At 53.2% G+C, this 15,075-nt stretch carries 16 protein-coding genes; 4 read left to right on the top strand and 12 right to left on the bottom strand.

Annotated features, from left to right (window positions below; all coding sequences use genetic code 11):
* Nucleotides 1–8 precede the first annotated feature (8 nt).
* The 12 genes from G6Q15_RS00485 to G6Q15_RS00430 form a co-directional block, all read right to left on the bottom strand.
* Entirely contained in the window at nucleotides 9–1,217 is a 1,209-nt protein-coding gene (locus tag G6Q15_RS00485) for an aminotransferase class I/II-fold pyridoxal phosphate-dependent enzyme (protein WP_164114447.1), read from the bottom strand.
* A 30-nt stretch (nucleotides 1,218–1,247) separates the two neighbouring features.
* Entirely contained in the window at nucleotides 1,248–2,294 is a 1,047-nt protein-coding gene (leuB, locus tag G6Q15_RS00480) for a 3-isopropylmalate dehydrogenase (RefSeq protein ID WP_164114445.1), read from the bottom strand.
* A 57-nt stretch (nucleotides 2,295–2,351) separates the two neighbouring features.
* Nucleotides 2,352–3,086 (bottom strand): DNA repair protein RecO, encoded by a 735-nt coding sequence (gene recO / locus G6Q15_RS00475; protein WP_164114443.1) that lies wholly within the window; start codon nucleotides 3,084–3,086, stop codon nucleotides 2,352–2,354.
* Nucleotides 3,087–3,092: 6 nt separating this feature from the next.
* Nucleotides 3,093–5,009, bottom strand: coding sequence for an excinuclease ABC subunit UvrC (gene uvrC, locus G6Q15_RS00470; protein ID WP_164114440.1), 1,917 nt, complete (start codon nucleotides 5,007–5,009; stop codon nucleotides 3,093–3,095).
* A 66-nt stretch (nucleotides 5,010–5,075) separates the two neighbouring features.
* Nucleotides 5,076–5,618 (bottom strand): F0F1 ATP synthase subunit B, encoded by a 543-nt coding sequence (locus tag G6Q15_RS00465; protein ID WP_164114438.1) that lies wholly within the window; start codon nucleotides 5,616–5,618, stop codon nucleotides 5,076–5,078.
* Entirely contained in the window at nucleotides 5,611–6,105 is a 495-nt protein-coding gene (locus G6Q15_RS00460; protein ID WP_164114436.1) for an ATPase, read from the bottom strand. The genes G6Q15_RS00465 and G6Q15_RS00460 overlap by 8 nt, the downstream gene beginning before the upstream one ends.
* 122 nt (nucleotides 6,106–6,227) lie before the next feature.
* A complete protein-coding gene (locus G6Q15_RS00455) occupies nucleotides 6,228–6,455 on the bottom strand; it encodes a F0F1 ATP synthase subunit C (protein WP_017670380.1) in 228 nt (75 codons plus the stop codon).
* A 58-nt stretch (nucleotides 6,456–6,513) separates the two neighbouring features.
* The gene (locus G6Q15_RS00450) at nucleotides 6,514–7,299 is read right to left on the bottom strand and encodes a F0F1 ATP synthase subunit A (RefSeq protein ID WP_205518054.1); all 786 of its coding nucleotides are present in this window, start codon (nucleotides 7,297–7,299) and stop codon (nucleotides 6,514–6,516) included.
* Nucleotides 7,300–7,349: 50 nt separating this feature from the next.
* Nucleotides 7,350–7,724: an AtpZ/AtpI family protein gene (locus G6Q15_RS00445; RefSeq protein ID WP_164114434.1), complete on the bottom strand. Its 375-nt coding sequence runs from the start codon at nucleotides 7,722–7,724 to the stop codon at nucleotides 7,350–7,352.
* A gap of 208 nt (nucleotides 7,725–7,932) precedes the next feature.
* Complete coding sequence (locus tag G6Q15_RS00440; RefSeq protein WP_164114432.1) at nucleotides 7,933–8,313, bottom strand: YdbL family protein; 381 nt, start codon at nucleotides 8,311–8,313, stop codon at nucleotides 7,933–7,935.
* Entirely contained in the window at nucleotides 8,313–8,567 is a 255-nt protein-coding gene (locus tag G6Q15_RS12195; protein WP_240330680.1) for a YnbE family lipoprotein, read from the bottom strand. The genes G6Q15_RS00440 and G6Q15_RS12195 overlap by 1 nt, the downstream gene beginning before the upstream one ends.
* Nucleotides 8,564–11,770: a YdbH domain-containing protein gene (locus tag G6Q15_RS00430; RefSeq protein ID WP_164114430.1), complete on the bottom strand. Its 3,207-nt coding sequence runs from the start codon at nucleotides 11,768–11,770 to the stop codon at nucleotides 8,564–8,566. The genes G6Q15_RS12195 and G6Q15_RS00430 overlap by 4 nt, the downstream gene beginning before the upstream one ends.
* 114 nt (nucleotides 11,771–11,884) lie before the next feature.
* Between G6Q15_RS00430 and radC the strand changes: the two genes are divergently transcribed.
* From radC to pyrF, 4 genes are all read left to right on the top strand, one after another.
* On the top strand, nucleotides 11,885–12,589 hold the full coding sequence (radC, locus tag G6Q15_RS00425; protein ID WP_164114428.1) for a DNA repair protein RadC: 705 nt from the start codon (nucleotides 11,885–11,887) through the stop codon (nucleotides 12,587–12,589).
* 87 nt (nucleotides 12,590–12,676) lie between these two features.
* Entirely contained in the window at nucleotides 12,677–13,978 is a 1,302-nt protein-coding gene (purB, locus tag G6Q15_RS00420) for an adenylosuccinate lyase (protein ID WP_164114426.1), read from the top strand.
* Nucleotides 13,979–14,007: 29 nt separating this feature from the next.
* A complete protein-coding gene (locus G6Q15_RS00415) occupies nucleotides 14,008–14,373 on the top strand; it encodes a LapA family protein (RefSeq protein ID WP_205518053.1) in 366 nt (121 codons plus the stop codon).
* A gap of 20 nt (nucleotides 14,374–14,393) precedes the next feature.
* On the top strand, nucleotides 14,394–15,068 hold the full coding sequence (pyrF, locus tag G6Q15_RS00410; RefSeq protein ID WP_164114422.1) for an orotidine-5'-phosphate decarboxylase: 675 nt from the start codon (nucleotides 14,394–14,396) through the stop codon (nucleotides 15,066–15,068).
* The last annotated feature ends 7 nt before the right edge of the window (nucleotides 15,069–15,075 follow it).

Genomic DNA, 15,075 nt, shown 5'->3' with positions numbered 1-15,075 from the left:
ATATGGACTCACAGGCCGACAGATGAAAGGGCCTGATGCAAATCTTCCATCACATCTTTTGAATCTTCCAGTCCAACATTGAGCCGGAGCATATCTTCGGTAATTCCCACTTCCAGGCGTGCTTCTTCTTCCAAACCGTAGTGGGTAGTGCTGCTGGGATGCGTCATCAATGAACGGCTGTCACCAATATTATTCGATATATCAATTAATTGCAGTGCATTTAGAAGGCCATGTGCACGCTCACGCCCACCGTCCAGATAAAGCGACATGATGGGCCCCGCCGCATCCATTTGTGACATAGCGAGCGCATGCTGCGGGTGCGAGGCAAGCCCCGGATAATTGACCCGCGCTACCCGGCTTTCCAGAAATTCCGCAATTTTGAGTGCATTCGCACTCTGCCTATGGATTCGTAGATCAAGTGTCTCCAGCCCCTTGAGCACTACCCAGGCATTAAATGCGCTGAGTGTCGGGCCGGTATTGCGGGTAAAGGGTAGCAGCACCTCATTGATAAATTCTTCGTTACCGCAGACCGCACCTGCCAGCACGCGGCCTTGTCCGTCCATCATCTTGGTGGCGCTATAGGCCACGACATCTGCGCCAAATTCCATCGGGCGTTGCAGCACATTGGTTGCGAAGGCATTATCAACAACACTTACGATAGCACGTGATTTCGCAAGACCGCATACAGTTTTCAGGTCAATAATATCCATGGTCGGATTGGCAGGTGTTTCAAAGAAAAACACTTTTGTCTCAGGCCGTATGGCTGCTTCCCAATTGGCAAACTCACGCCCGTCAATAATCGTCGTTTTGATCCCGAATTTGGGCAGCAATGTATCGGTCAGCCAGCGACACGAGCCGAACAGTGCCCTGCTCGCCACGACATGATCGCCAATTTCAAGCTGACACAGCAAGGCCGCCGTCATCGCCGCCATACCCGTTGCCATCGACCGGCACGCCTCGGCCCCTTCCATCAGGGCGATACGCTGTTCCAGCATCTCCACCGTGGGATTCTGCAAGCGGCTATAGGTCATACCCTGCTGGTCACCGGAAAAACGCGCTGCTGCATCTTCGGCGCAGTCATAAGCGTAGCCCGAGGTCAGAAACAGCGCCTCTGACGTTTCGCCATATTCGCTGCGCGCACTGCCGCCGCGAATCGCCTGGGTCGCGGGGCGCCATTTGCGTGTGATATCGCGGTCCTGGCCGGTTTTTCTTTTCATAGTCTCACTCCGCGCAAATTGCCGCTCATGTCATAGTCTGGCGATAACGGCATCGCCAATTTCCCGCGTCGATGCTGAACCGCACATATCACTCCCGAAAATACCATCATTCAGTGTTTTGGCGACTGCCGCTTCAATCCGGTTAGCTTGCTGTGCCATATCAAAGCTGTAGCGCAGCATCATTGCCACCGACAAGAGCATCGCAACGGGATTGGCAATCTCCTGCCCAGCAATATCGGGCGCACTACCGTGAATGGGCTCATATAGACCTTTGCGCCCTTCGCCCAGCGAAGCCGAAGCGAGCAAGCCGATAGAACCCACGCACATACTCGCCTGGTCAGACAGGATATCGCCAAACAGGTTGCCGGTGACAATCGTGTCAAACTGTCCGGGATTGCGCACAAGCTGCATCGCGGCATTATCCACATACATATGTGCCAGCTCGACATCAGGATATTCAGGGGCGATTTCTGCCATCACTTCGCGCCAGAGCACGGATGTTTCCAGTACATTGGCCTTGTCAACCGAACATAGCTTCCCGCGCCGCGCACGGGCTGTACGAAAGGCCACATGGGCGATGCGCGCCACTTCATCCTCATCATAGAGCATGGTGTCAAATCCCTCGCGGCGGCCTCCACCTGTCTCCCGCCGTCCGCGGGGCTCGCCAAAATAGACATCGCCGGTCAGCTCACGCACAATCATCACATCAATTTCACGGGCAATTTCGGGTTTCAGCGTGGAAGCACTTTCCAGCCCCGGAAAGACTGCAGCAGGCCGCAGATTGGCAAACAGGCCAAGTTCCTTGCGCAACCCCAAAATCGCCTGTTCTGGCCGCAGATTCCGCTCCAGACTGTCACAGGTGGGATCGCCTACAGCGCCAAATAGTATCGCATCACATTCCTTGGCCAGTTGCAGCGTATCGGGCGGTAATGGATGCCCTTCTGCATGATAGGCCGTCCCGCCAATATTCGCATGGCTGAGCTTCAGGGCAGGCAGATGAAGCGCCGCGAGCAGTTTTTCCGCTTCCGCCATAATTTCCGGTCCAATGCCGTCGCCCGCCAATATCGCAATATGCATGGAGATATCCTGTCACCCTGTCTTTACTGGAACACCCTCCTGCCCGTTTGCTGCGATTCAGGCAACCGCCCTTTTCAGCCGGTCGAGCAGCATCTGCCGCGCCATATAGCTGTCGGCACGATATCCATCGAAGAAATGGCGTTCGATAAAATGTCCTGTGAGTTTCAGGCCATCGAAAATCTGATCCCAGCCTGGCGTGTCCCCGGATAACAGGAAATCCGGCAGCGGAAGCAACAAATGTTCCCGCCCCTGCGCACTGTAGCGACTTACTGCACCTCCGCTTTTCGGGCTGACATAGATAAGCTCTTCCTCCGCGCCGCTTGCCACGCATTGATGTAGGTCGAGACCAAACCCCATTTCCGCCAGTAAGAGCAGTTCATAACGCACCAGCGCAGCCGACCAGCCCCGCGCTGAGGGTGCAGAGGCAATCGCGTCAAGCAGCGCACTAAACGCGCTATATAGCCGCGCATAGGCCTGTTCCTCTGGCAAAACCGTAGCTGTCAGCAAGGTCGCCCATCCGAAAGCAGCTGCGGCAAGCGGTTCCTCATAATAGGGCGCGCGGCTTTCCCTGAGTTCCATCTCGACACTCGCCAGTTGATCAGCTGTCCGGCTGCGAAATTCGGCGGACACCAGATTGGCAGGCATTAGCACGGGACGTTTGGTACGCGACTTTGCACCGCGCGCATACCCCGCCATCAAGCCGTTGTCGGGTGTGAACAGCCGCACTACACAGCCATGTTCGCCATGGTCGCGCGTGGTGCAGATAATACCATCGGTGCGGATCACGGTCATATATGCTCACCCATGGAAATAATCGTAAATATTCTGCGCCATCGCCTTTGACACGCCGGGCGCGCGTTGCAAATCATCCAATGATGCAGCTTTTACTGCCTTGGCCGTACCAAAATGCATGAGCAGTGCCCGCTTGCGCGCCGGGCCAATACCTGGGACTTCGTCCAGCGGGCTGCTGCCCATCGCTTTTTTGCGCTTCGTGCGATGCGCGCCAATGGCAAAACGGTGCGCCTCATCACGCAGGCGTTGCAGGTAATAAAGAACCGGTGAATTTATCGGCAGCGTAAATTCACGCCCATCTGGCATGTAAAATGTCTCACGGCCCGCATTGCGATCTGGCCCCTTTGCCACACCGACCAGATTGACATCCTCAATCCCCAGCTCGCCCAACGCATCCTGCGCGGCGCTCAACTGTCCCTTGCCACCGTCAATCAGGACAAGATCAGGCCAGTCCCCCTTGTCACGGTCAGGATCCTCACTCTGCGCGCGCGCAAATCGTCGTTCGAGCACCTCTCGCATCATGCCGAAATCATCCCCCGGCACAGTATCGGGATTCTTGATGTTAAACTTGCGATAGGCATTTTTACGAAACCCCTCCGGCCCCGCAACAATCATTGCACCGACCGAATTTGTGCCCTGAATATGGCTATTGTCATAGGTTTCGATGCGGTCCGGAATGCCATCCAGATCAAACAGATTGGTGAGCTCGCGCAATATTTTCGTCTGGCTGGCGGTCTCAGCCTTGCGGCGCGCCAATGCTTCAGTGGCGTTGCGCTCAGCCTGTTTGATAAGGCCCCGACGCTCACCGCGCTGCGGAACAGCGATTTCCAGCTTATGCGAGAGACGCGCTGACAATGCTTCATGCACTAGTTTTTTCTCGGCCAGTTCACGGTCCACCAGTATCAGCCGTGGCGGCGGCATATCTTGATAGAATTGCATGATAAAGCTCGATAAAATTTCAGGACCTTCGATATCCTCAACATGCGCCGGAAAAAAGCTGCGATGCCCCCAATTCTGACCAGCACGGATAAAAAAGGCTTGGATACAGGCCGTCCCGCCGGTTTGTGCCAACGCGAAAATATCCGCATCGCTCACGCCCTTGGCACGTACCGCCTGGCTACCCTGGATAAAGGTTAGTGCTTTCAGCCGGTCGCGCAGGCTGGCCGCCAGTTCGAAATCCAGATTGTCCGCAGCAGACTGCATCTGCTCACCAAGCCGGACCTGCACATCGGTAGACTTGCCTGTCAGAAAATTGCGCGCATCTTCGACCAACCCTGCATAATTCTTCTTGCTGATCCGGTCGACACAGGGCGCAGAACAACGTTTGATTTGATACAGCAAACAAGGCCGTGAACGGTTGTTGAAGAAACTGTCGCTGCATGAACGCAGCAGAAAAAGCTTCTGCATCGAATTGAGCGTGCTCGTAACTGAACCGGCGCTGGCAAAAGGGCCAAAATACTGCCCCTTATACTTCTGCGCCCCGCGATGCTTGTACATGCGCGGAAAATCATGGTCGTCACGCAGCAAGATATAAGGAAAGCTCTTATCATCGCGCAGCAATACATTGTAAGGCGGCCTGAATTTCTTGATGAACTGCGCTTCGAGCAGCAACGCCTCAGCCTCGCTGCTGGTGGTGACAATCGTCATCGACCGTGTCTGGGCGACCATGCGTTGCAACCTGCGCGACAGGCGATTTACCTGCACATAATTGGACACCCGGTTTTTAAGCGCCTTGGCCTTGCCTACATAAAGCACATCCCCACGCGCGTCCTGCATCCGGTATACCCCCGGTTGCGCAACCAGCGTGGCCAGTGTGGCGCGAATAGCCTCCACCCCCGCTTCAAAGTCAGGCTTGTCCGCGCCCTTCACCGTATAGGTGGCTTTTTCCTCGCGGAAACGGTCGGGAGAATTGGGATCAGACATGCATCCCCAATATGAGGACAGCGACTATCCGGTCAATCTTTAATGGGTTACCGCCGGGGCAATAGCTCAGTTAAGCTTACTGCCCAGGTCAGAAATCGTGTTGTTCACAAGCGCCTTGTCAGCCGCCGCGTCGTGCACATCGCCAATCAGGTCAGCAGCAGCATTGCTCGCAGCACCGGCAACTTTACGGCGGATATCCGCAATGGCCGTACGTTCGGCGGAAGCGATCTTGTCTTCAGCCATTTTCTTGCGGCGTTCCACCAGGTTGGTGGCATCGGTCTTGGCCTGTTCAAGGATCAACTCCGCTTCCTGTTCGGCGCGGTGTTTCATGTCTTCCGCCTCGGTCAAGGCAGATGCCATTTTCGCTTCATATTCGGCACGCAGTTTTTCTGCCTCGCCGCGCAGCGACTTGGCTTCGTCCAGCTGTGTACGGATATCTTCGATCTGCTTGTCCAGATTGCTGGTAATCAGCGCGGGTACTTTTTTCCAGACCAGGATACCAATAAAGACCAGCATCGCCAACGAAACCCACGCAGTGGCAGTCAGACCAAGAGCAGATGGTTCTGCGTGTTCAGCGCCTTCAGCGAGAAAGAAAATCAGCTCAAACATTGGCAAGAGCTCCTTTTACTGCTTTCACGGCCTTGGCTTTAGTCACCTTGGCACTGGTCAGCTTCGACACGATATTCTGCGTCGCTTCCGCCGTGACGCTTTCAATTTCGCTCAGCGCTGCTTCGGTCTGCGCGGCGATATCGGCTTCCGCCTTGGTAATTTTGGTGGCGATGCGCTTGTCCGCATCACGTACCTTCTTTTCCGATGCCTTGGTGGCTTGCACCTTGGCTTCAGCAGTTACTTTCTGCGCTTCGTCACGGTCAGCAGCCTGGCGCGCTTTATACTGATCTTCGATTTCGTCCGCCTGTTTGTGCGCTATGCGCGCTGCATCCAGATCATCGGCGATACGCTTGTTGCGCGCATCGACAGTGGATTGGATTTTCGGCAGCATGGAGCGGCCGATCAGGAGGTAGACAAGGCCAAAGGTAATCGCCAGCCAGAAGAACTGGGAGCCGAAGGTCGAGACCAATTGGGAAATCTGAGGCATATCGCGTGTCCGCTAGTAACCGTTAAAATCACATGCCGTATAGAGCGTATTATGCCCGAAGGCAAAATACGCGTCCATACGGAAAATCATGGCCGGACAACAAAACGCCCAGCCAGAATCATTTAGGCAACGAAAATCAGGATCATTGCGACAACAAATGCCAGCAGACCCAGAAGTTCGGCTGCGGCAAAACCGATGAACAGGCGGCCCTGCTGGCCGTCGGCTGCTGCCGGATTGCGCAGTGCGCTTTCGAGGAAAGAACCGAATACGTTACCCACACCAATGGCGGCCATACCGGCACCAATTGCTGCAAGACCTGCACCGATCAGTTTTGCTGCTTCTGCGTCCATTTTACTACTCCTTGGATTAAACTTAAAAATTGAAGTTATTGATAAATTCGGGTGAAACTTAGTGCAAATTCTCTGCATCGTTAATGTAAAGCGATGTGAGAAGCGCGAAAACATATGCCTGAATAACCGCCACCAGCAGCTCAAGCGCGCTGATACCGACCATCAGCATGAAACTTGGAATACCGACCAGCGCGCCATAACCGGCGCCCGCGTTGGTCGAGTTGATCACAAAGCCGCCCAGCACTTTCAACAGGACGTGTCCTGCGGTCATAGCCACGAACAGACGCAGACCAAGGCTGAATGGACGGATCATGAAGGAAATAAATTCAATGACCGCAATAAACGGCACCATTGGCAGCGGTGTACCATGCGGTACGAATAGTGAGAAAAAGTGGAGACCATGCTTCCAGAAACCGACAATCAACACAATAGAGAAGCTGAGCACCGCCAATATGCCGGTAATTGCAATATGGCTCGTCACCGTAAATGGGTGCAGCCCGATAACACCGATAGGCAGCATGCCAAGGATATTGGCAAACAGGATAAACATGAACAATGAGAAAACATAAGGCACATATTTGCGGCCTGCTTCACCCACATTGCTGGTCAGCATATTAGTGACGAAGTTGCTCATGCTTTCAACCATCACCTGCCAGCGGCCGGGAATGATTTCACGCTTCATGCCACCCAACATGAAAATCCACAGCGTGATGAATGTTAGTATCATCCACAGCGCGCTGTTCGTGAAATTAATCGTCTGGCCCGCAATTTCAAATCCGCCATCAAAAATGGGCTGGATCTCAAACTGATGCATCGGGTCAATTTTGCCTTCTTCACCTGCCACGATAAATCCTCACGACTTTCTTCATTCGGGCGAACGGGCCGCCCATAAACTCAATCCTGACCAGTTTCGTTTGTCGCTTCGTGCGCCATAGCCTTTTCACGGGCTTTACGAGACTGCTCGTTCGATAACCTGATAATGTTCCTGAACACCACCACAATCCCCAAAAAGAGAAAGGTGAGCAGGAGCCAGGGAGACGTGCCAAATATCCGGTCAAACAACCATCCAAATAGCATGCCACCAGCAATCCCACCGATAAGTTCGGCCAATATGCGGTTACCAAGCCGATAATCTTCATCGGCTTCGCTTGGCGCATCCTGGCCTGAACGCATCTGCTCAGCGGCATCGGCCCTACGGATTCGTTCTTCCAGAGAATCTATCCGCGGATCTTCACCGCTTTGGGTCTGCCCGGGTTTTTCTTCAGCCATGTAAAGCTCCCTTTTCCGCCGTTTTGACGAAGTTCGGGCGCGTGACATGACAGCAGTCAAACCCGCCAAGGCGCGGCCCGTTTAGAAAGTGCACGGCAATTAGTCAATGGTCATGCTGCACCAGCACACAGCTTATTTTCACACTATATAAAAAGAGCACCGGAACCCGCAGTTCCAGTGCTCTTGAATCTTATGATTTCGCCGCTGATCAGGGACAGCGCGGATCACGAACCGGAGGCTCGCTAGTACGTGTGCGCCAGACGCCATCGGGGGATTGGTATTTTTCACCCGCAGCAGTGCGGGCAATGGCATCGCAGCCTGTGGTGAAGGCAAAATCCTGCGGTGTTACATTATTTTCGCTCGCCTTTCTGATATAAAAGGCCTTACGCTTGATATTGATATCCTCAACCATCGCCTTGATCGCAGCAGAAGGCGAAGTGACAAAGCCCAGATAACCATCCGGCTTTTCACCGATAAGCCCCTGTGAACGTGCAGCCTGATAAGCCGGGTCACGTTGTGCCGACGCCGTTGTTGCAAGTGTTGCAACACCCAAGCTGGCAATTATCGCTGTCATCATAATTTTACGCATCAAAAAATCTCCGGATTTTCATCTATCAACGCTTTTGCATCATCTGCCAGCCGATAGACAACTTCCTGTTTTATATTGATGTTCAGTTCAATCACGATCGGTTTGTCTGGTGCAGCTACATTTACGCAGCCTTGCAGTGCCAAACCGGCAGTCATGAACAGCATCAATGCTGTTTTTCGCCCTGTAATATATGCTGAAACCATGTTTATTGGAATGCCAGCATATATTGCAGAGGTCAATTTATCGTGATTCATCGCATATTCTCGCTTTCCAGAGGCTGAACAACCCCTTCATTTTCTGTATCTTCCTGTGGAAATGTTTCAGGTTGCGGCGGTCGATCCGTGTCGGGCATAAGCGGCGGCAAGCGGCGCAATAGACCCGCAGCGACCGGATCCGGAATATATTCCGCATCATAGAGCGAGCGCCCGGTATTGATAAGCTGCATAAAGGGCGCCTTGATCCTGATTTTGAAAACGATGGGCAATTTTGCAAGTTGGCGCGTGATAAAGTTTTTCTGTGCCTGTACACCCTGCCGAACGCCTTCCATATTCACATCGGTAATGATTTCACCGTCAAGCGGTCCGTTCATCCGGATGGTGAGCTCATCATATTCCATCGCCCTGAGCGCATTAAAAGCGAAATTGGCCATTGGGCTGAGATCCTCATAAGTGAGTTGTCCGATATAGGCGAGTGTCCCGCCTTCGCTGCGCACATCCAGCCGCCCACCATCAATACGTCCGCCATTTTGATCGAACACCATCGGCAAGCGGCCATCAAATATGCCCGTTGCCGCCAGATTGTCAAAATCGAAACGGAGCAAAAACTTGGCCGCGTCCAATCCTTCTATCCGGAAAACCAAGTTACGCACTTTTTCTTCGGAAAAGTCGAGTATGGTTGGCTCCAAAAACAGCTTACCACCTGCAAATGGCCACTCTCCGCCTTCAATTTTCATCCTTTGCCCCGAAATCAGCTGATAGCGGATCACCCCATCCAATGCCGCAATACCGGGATTGACCTCATCCATACGCGCAAGCTGTCCAGGAGCAGTCTCCAGCGCCAGTAGGTCGGTAAATTCTATTTCGCCCGAAAGTCCGGCCACAGGACCAAAAGCTGCTGCCAAGTCCATATCATCGGTACGAAACCGACCCGCACTACTAACACCAACGCTGCTCCAGTCGATTCGTCCCTGCCCGCGCACTTGCCCGTCCACATTGGCGACCACGCCCAGCGCAAGCCCGGTCAGCATTTCGGGTTGAAGGCGGTCATTAAAGCTTATGTCAGCCACAGTCAGATCCGCGCCACCACGCGAGTTGCCAAGATCGTGCCGGATATCCACATTAACAATGGCGGCATCAGTTTCAGGTTCGTGCAATAGAGCATTTGCAGTGATAATGCCGTCCTGCAGCCGAATTTGCGCATCATGCGTTACAAGAGGTTCAAACCGACTACGTTCGGCCTGATCCGAAACTCGCCAGTTATCGACCTGTATATCCAGCACCGAATTTGCAAATTCCAGCCGTCCTCTTCCTTCAGTCAGGTCGAGCGGTACATTGGCAATATTCGCATTGGCATTGTCAAAACTGCCACTGACCCTATCGCCAAGCGTGCCATTAAACTGTCCCGCAACAATGCGGGTTGCCGTGTCACCCTCGCCAATCAGGATGGTCAGGTTTTTCGCACGCACCTGCCCGGGCAAAGCAAATGCAAAGTTGCCCGCTTGTATATCAATCGGCGTATCACCCAAATAGCCGCCAAACTGACCATCAGGCAGGCTGGCGGACACGATGTAATCATTACCACGCTGAGCGATAATTGGCCTCCCTTCATCGGGGCAAATACGGATGAAGCGCCCATTGGTGCGAATACTGGCATATTTCAGCGCGGCAAACTCAAAATCCTGACATTCATTATACATGCGCAGGCCCGTCTGGCGTGTCCATCCGCCCTTAAGCGGTACACGCAGTCCCCATACATATCCGTCAGGCAGTGGGCCAGAAACCATCGCACGGCCCGAAAAACCATAAGCGCCTGATCCATTTTTCTGCACTACAAACATCGGCAGGGCCAGCGAAGACGAACCGCTTGCGTAGCTCAACATTTGGGCACGCACACGGAAACTATTGATACTCAACGCATCAAATTCGGCTGAAAGCTGCGGCAAGCCCTGCCCAGTGACTGCAAATTCACCTGTCGCATTTTTCAGGCCGTTACCGCTCGTTTTGACACGCACATCACGCGCTGTGAATATAGCTTCTCCACCAGAATTCAGCAGGTCAGCATCCTTAAGCAGTATATCCGCCACACCGTCGCGATAATTTATGACAAGCGGTGTGGTGAGTGACATATTATCCGTTTGAGGTCGCGCGGCACGGATGAATTTGGTCAGCAGGGGGCCGATAGGTGTATCCCCGTTACCTCGCGCTACTTCGGACAGTCCCTGCCAGACATTGCCAGGGATTGCCATTTGGCGCACCTGTACATCACCATCCACTTTGGCAGCGGTAAAATTATCCGATGCCGAAAAATCACCTGTAAAACTGAATTGCCGGCTTCGTACATCACCATAAGCCGAATTGATCGCTGTCAGGTCAGCCTGGCCAGTCAGATTTCCTGCATTCCAACTAAAATCCGTACTTGCCGTAACGTGGTCTGACACCATTCCGAAAAGGCGGGCTTTTTCGATATCGGCGACAGTTTCGCCGTGCAACGTCTCAAAATCATTGGACAGATTCAGTGCCAACTGGATATCAGACTGCCCTACCCGCACGTTTTTTGCAGGACATATCAACGAATCAAACCGGGCAGGCCCATTAAACTTCGGACGTCCCGACCGGATGGATATCTCGCCATATAGTGTCGGACGCTCAATACGGCAGCCATTATAATCAAGCTGGCGCGATATAGCGGCGATATTGCCGCGAAACCCGTTCTGCAAATAGCCGGAACCATCTGCCGACAACCCAATCACGCCATAATCGGTATCAATGTGTCCGCGCGCATCCTTTAATGTCAATTGCCACTCGGGAAGTTCGGGCGGACCATCCGAATCTGACTGCAGGTACGGGTCAAGCGTACCGAATGACAGATACCCATCCTTATAGCTGCCATATATACGCAACCCCTCGACAATGATGCCGTCTATCGCGACTGCACCCCATTCAGGGCGCAGCTCAATGATCATGCGCTCAATAGTGGCATCGGGCGCATCAGGATCCCCGATTTTGATATTGCGCACGATCTGTTTTTCGAGACCTACCTCTTCGATTTCATACGTCGCATCTATTCCCTGTTCCTCAAGCTCATCCGAAAGCAGCTCGCGGGCAATTTCCTGCCGCTGGGAAATGACGGCTATTAATGCACCGGCAAATAATATTGCCAGGAACAGCAGAATCCGGAGCTTAAACGATAGCGAACCGAAGACTCCGCGGGTCTGTCTATCTGTTTCGGCTTCGGACATTCGGCGAATATGCTCCCGCATTCCGGCAAGTGCAATCATGCATTGTTATATGTCAAAAAATAACGTGTAATTTACGCCTGTTGCGCTGATATGGTTCCGCTCTATGATAAGGACATGAACAGTTTGCCGCCCAAGCCAAAAGACAAGGTGCATACAGGTACGGGCCACCGGGCACGGCTGCGTGAACGGCTGCTACACGGCGCAAATGATGCATTGCTAGATCATGAGCTTATCGAATATCTGCTCATGCTTGCCATTCCGCGGCGTGACACCAAGCCATTGGCGAAACGGCTGATTGATGAATTTGGCGGTCTGGCAGGCGTGCTGTCTGCGCCATCTGACAGTCTTCTTGCAGTCAAGGGTATGGGCAAAACCAGTGCGGCTGCACTCAAAATAGCACAACTATCCGCGCTGCGCCTTATACAAGAACCTGTCAAAGAGCAGCCCATTCTAAGCGGCTGGGCTGCACTGCTGGACTATCTGCGCGCCGACATGGCACATCTCACGATCGAACGCGTGCGGGTGCTGTTCCTTAACAGCAAGAATATGCTGATCCGCGATGAACATATAGGTGATGGCTCGGTTGACCAGGCCGCCATCTACACACGCCAGGTTATCAAGCGCGCGCTTGACTTAGGCGCGGTGTCGTTGATCCTGGTTCATAACCATCCTAGTGGCAATCCATCCCCCAGTAAGCAGGACATTGCCATTACGCGTGAAATTGCAGAGGCCGGACGGCGGTTGGGCATATCAGTGCATGATCATGTGATTATCGGCAAGGAAGGACATGTCAGCCTACGCAGCAAAGGGCTGATATAGCTTTCAAGACGCTTTAATTTTAGCGCCTGCCCTGCTAGCCGCTAGCCAGACAAAACGAATCCAGCCCTTACCCTGACAGGAGTTCCCATGGTCCCTCGCTATGCCCGCCCGGAAATGACAGCTATCTGGGAACCGGAATCGAAATTCCGCATCTGGTTTGAAATTGAAGCACATGCCACCGACGCACTGGCTGAATTGGGTGTCGTCCCCAAAAGCGCGGCAGAGGCGATATGGGAAAAGGGCGCGTTTGAGGTTGACCGGATCGATGCAATCGAAGCCGAAGTCAAACATGATGTTATCGCTTTCCTGACCAATGTCGCCGAACATGTAGGCGAAGAAGCGCGTTTCATGCATCAGGGCATGACCAGCAGCGATGTGCTCGACACATGTCTTTCGGTACAGCTTGTCCGGGCAACGGATATATTGCTGGAAAAAATGGATGTGTTGCTCTCCGCGCTCAAAACGCGCGCTGAAGAACATAAATATACCGCCACGATCGGCCGCAGCCATGGCATCCATGCCGAACCTACCACTTTTGGACTTAAACTTGCACAGGCCTATGCTGAATTTGCGCGCGGACGTGAACGGCTCATCGAAGCACGCCGTGAAATCGCCACATGCGCCGTTAGCGGCGCTGTCGGCACCTTTGCCAATATCGACCCACGCGTCGAAGCGCATGTAGCGGAAAAAATGGGACTGGAAATTGAGCCCGTTTCCACACAGGTTATTCCGCGCGACCGCCATGCCGCCTATTTCGCCGCACTTGCGGTCATCGCGTCAAGCATTGAACGTCTTGCGACCGAAGTGCGCCACCTACAGCGCACCGAAGTCCTTGAAGCCGAGGAATATTTTTCACCGGGGCAAAAAGGCTCTTCCGCTATGCCGCACAAGCGCAACCCTGTGCTCACCGAAAACCTGACCGGTCTCGCCCGCATGGTGCGCAGCTATGCCCTGCCTGCTATGGAAAATGTCGCACTATGGCACGAGCGCGATATCTCACACAGCTCGGTTGAGCGCTATATCGGTCCCGATGCCACCATTACGCTTGATTTTGCCCTGCATCGCCTCACCGGTGTGGTTGAAAAGCTAGTCGTCTATCCTGAACGGATGCAGAAAAACCTCGATCGCATGGGCGGACTCGTACATTCACAGCGTGTACTACTGGCTCTCACACAGGCTGGTATCAGCCGTGAAGATGCCTATCGCATCGTTCAGCGCAACGCGATGAAAGTATGGGAATCGGATGGGGAATTGTCACTGCTGGAACTGCTTAAAAGCGATAGCGACGTTTCCGCAAATATGAGTGAAGCCGAGCTTGAGGATAAATTCAATCTTGATTATCATTTCAAGCATGTTGACACGATTTTCGACCGCGTTTTCAAAAGTTAAAATGTTTTGCGTGTCGCTGCGCTATCTGTATGGTGTCCCTATCGACAGCAAAGGAACTCACTGAACAACAGGGTGGCCGTAACATGATTTTCTTGAAGACATTGCTGACATTCCTCCTATTTGTGGCACTTTTTCTGTTTTGGTGGAGCAACGAACAGAGAATTGACCTGGATCTTGGCTTTATTATTCTGAACGCACGCGTAGCTACATATATTATTGCTGCTTTCCTGCTCGGTTTCATACCATTATGGTTATATTACAGGACACTGCGGTGGCGGCTAAAACGCCGCATCGCGAGTCTTGAAGCACAGACTGCCATTCCGCCTGCAAAACCTCTTGATTCCAAGCCTGAAGAAATTGCAAATACGGACAACAGCCCGCTCTCATCCGTCTGAACCTTATAGAAAGGCCCTGTGTGTCCAATCCGATCTATCTCGCCGTTGATACCCCCTCGCTTGATCGGGCAGTGGCACTTGTCAAATCTGCGCATGACCATATTGGCGGAGTCAAGCTGGGCCTCGAATTCTTTTGCGCCCATGGTCATCATGGCGTTCATGAAATCAGCCATCTGGGTCTACCTGTTTTCCTTGACCTGAAACTGCACGATATTCCGAACACTGTAGCGGCAGCAATGCAGGCCATTCATGTGCTGGAACCTGCTATCGTTACCGTACATGCCGCAGGCGGCCGGGCCATGATGGAAGATGCCAAAGCCGCCGCGGGCAGTCATACCAAAGTCGTTGGTGTCACCTTGCTAACCAGCCTGGATGAAGACGACATGGCAAGCGTCGGCTATGGTGGCAGCGCACATGACCAGGTGGCACGGCTCGCTGATCTGGCGCAGGAAGCAGGCCTTGACGGTATTGTATGTTCTGGCCATGAAGTAAAAGCGGCTAAGAAAAACTGGAAAAACGGGTTTTTTGTTGTTCCCGGCCTGCGCCCCGGCGGCGGCAGGGCCAGTGATCAAAAACGGACGGTCACGCCCAGGCAGGCCCGCGATAATGGCGCATCGATACTGGTCATAGGCCGTCCTATTTCCAAAGCCGATAGCCCTGTTAATGCCGCCCGGGCTATTGAAGCCACACTGTAAATATCAT

The sequence above is a fragment of the Sphingorhabdus sp. Alg239-R122 genome (assembly GCF_900537065.1).
Taxonomy (GTDB): Bacteria; Pseudomonadota; Alphaproteobacteria; order Sphingomonadales; family Sphingomonadaceae; genus Alg239-R122.
This window is presented reverse-complemented; position numbering and strand designations above follow the sequence as displayed.

What these genes read in the sequence shown, in the direction of transcription:
- G6Q15_RS00485 (WP_164114447.1), bottom strand. Translation starts at nt 1,217, where the DNA reads ATGAAAAGAAAAACCGGCCAGGACCGCGATATCACACGCAAATGGCGC.
- leuB (WP_164114445.1), bottom strand. Translation starts at nt 2,294, where the DNA reads ATGCATATTGCGATATTGGCGGGCGACGGCATTGGACCGGAAATTATG.
- recO (WP_164114443.1), bottom strand. Translation starts at nt 3,086, where the DNA reads ATGACCGTGATCCGCACCGATGGTATTATCTGCACCACGCGCGACCAT.
- uvrC (WP_164114440.1), bottom strand. Translation starts at nt 5,009, where the DNA reads ATGTCTGATCCCAATTCTCCCGACCGTTTCCGCGAGGAAAAAGCCACC.
- G6Q15_RS00465 (WP_164114438.1), bottom strand. Translation starts at nt 5,618, where the DNA reads ATGTTTGAGCTGATTTTCTTTCTCGCTGAAGGCGCTGAACACGCAGAA.
- G6Q15_RS00460 (WP_164114436.1), bottom strand. Translation starts at nt 6,105, where the DNA reads ATGCCTCAGATTTCCCAATTGGTCTCGACCTTCGGCTCCCAGTTCTTC.
- G6Q15_RS00455 (WP_017670380.1), bottom strand. Translation starts at nt 6,455, where the DNA reads ATGGACGCAGAAGCAGCAAAACTGATCGGTGCAGGTCTTGCAGCAATT.
- G6Q15_RS00445 (WP_164114434.1), bottom strand. Translation starts at nt 7,724, where the DNA reads ATGGCTGAAGAAAAACCCGGGCAGACCCAAAGCGGTGAAGATCCGCGG.
- G6Q15_RS00440 (WP_164114432.1), bottom strand. Translation starts at nt 8,313, where the DNA reads ATGCGTAAAATTATGATGACAGCGATAATTGCCAGCTTGGGTGTTGCA.
- G6Q15_RS12195 (WP_240330680.1), bottom strand. Translation starts at nt 8,567, where the DNA reads ATGAATCACGATAAATTGACCTCTGCAATATATGCTGGCATTCCAATA.
- G6Q15_RS00430 (WP_164114430.1), bottom strand. Translation starts at nt 11,770, where the DNA reads ATGTCCGAAGCCGAAACAGATAGACAGACCCGCGGAGTCTTCGGTTCG.
- radC (WP_164114428.1), top strand. Translation starts at nt 11,885, where the DNA reads ATGAACAGTTTGCCGCCCAAGCCAAAAGACAAGGTGCATACAGGTACG.
- purB (WP_164114426.1), top strand. Translation starts at nt 12,677, where the DNA reads ATGGTCCCTCGCTATGCCCGCCCGGAAATGACAGCTATCTGGGAACCG.
- G6Q15_RS00415 (WP_205518053.1), top strand. Translation starts at nt 14,008, where the DNA reads ATGGTGTCCCTATCGACAGCAAAGGAACTCACTGAACAACAGGGTGGC.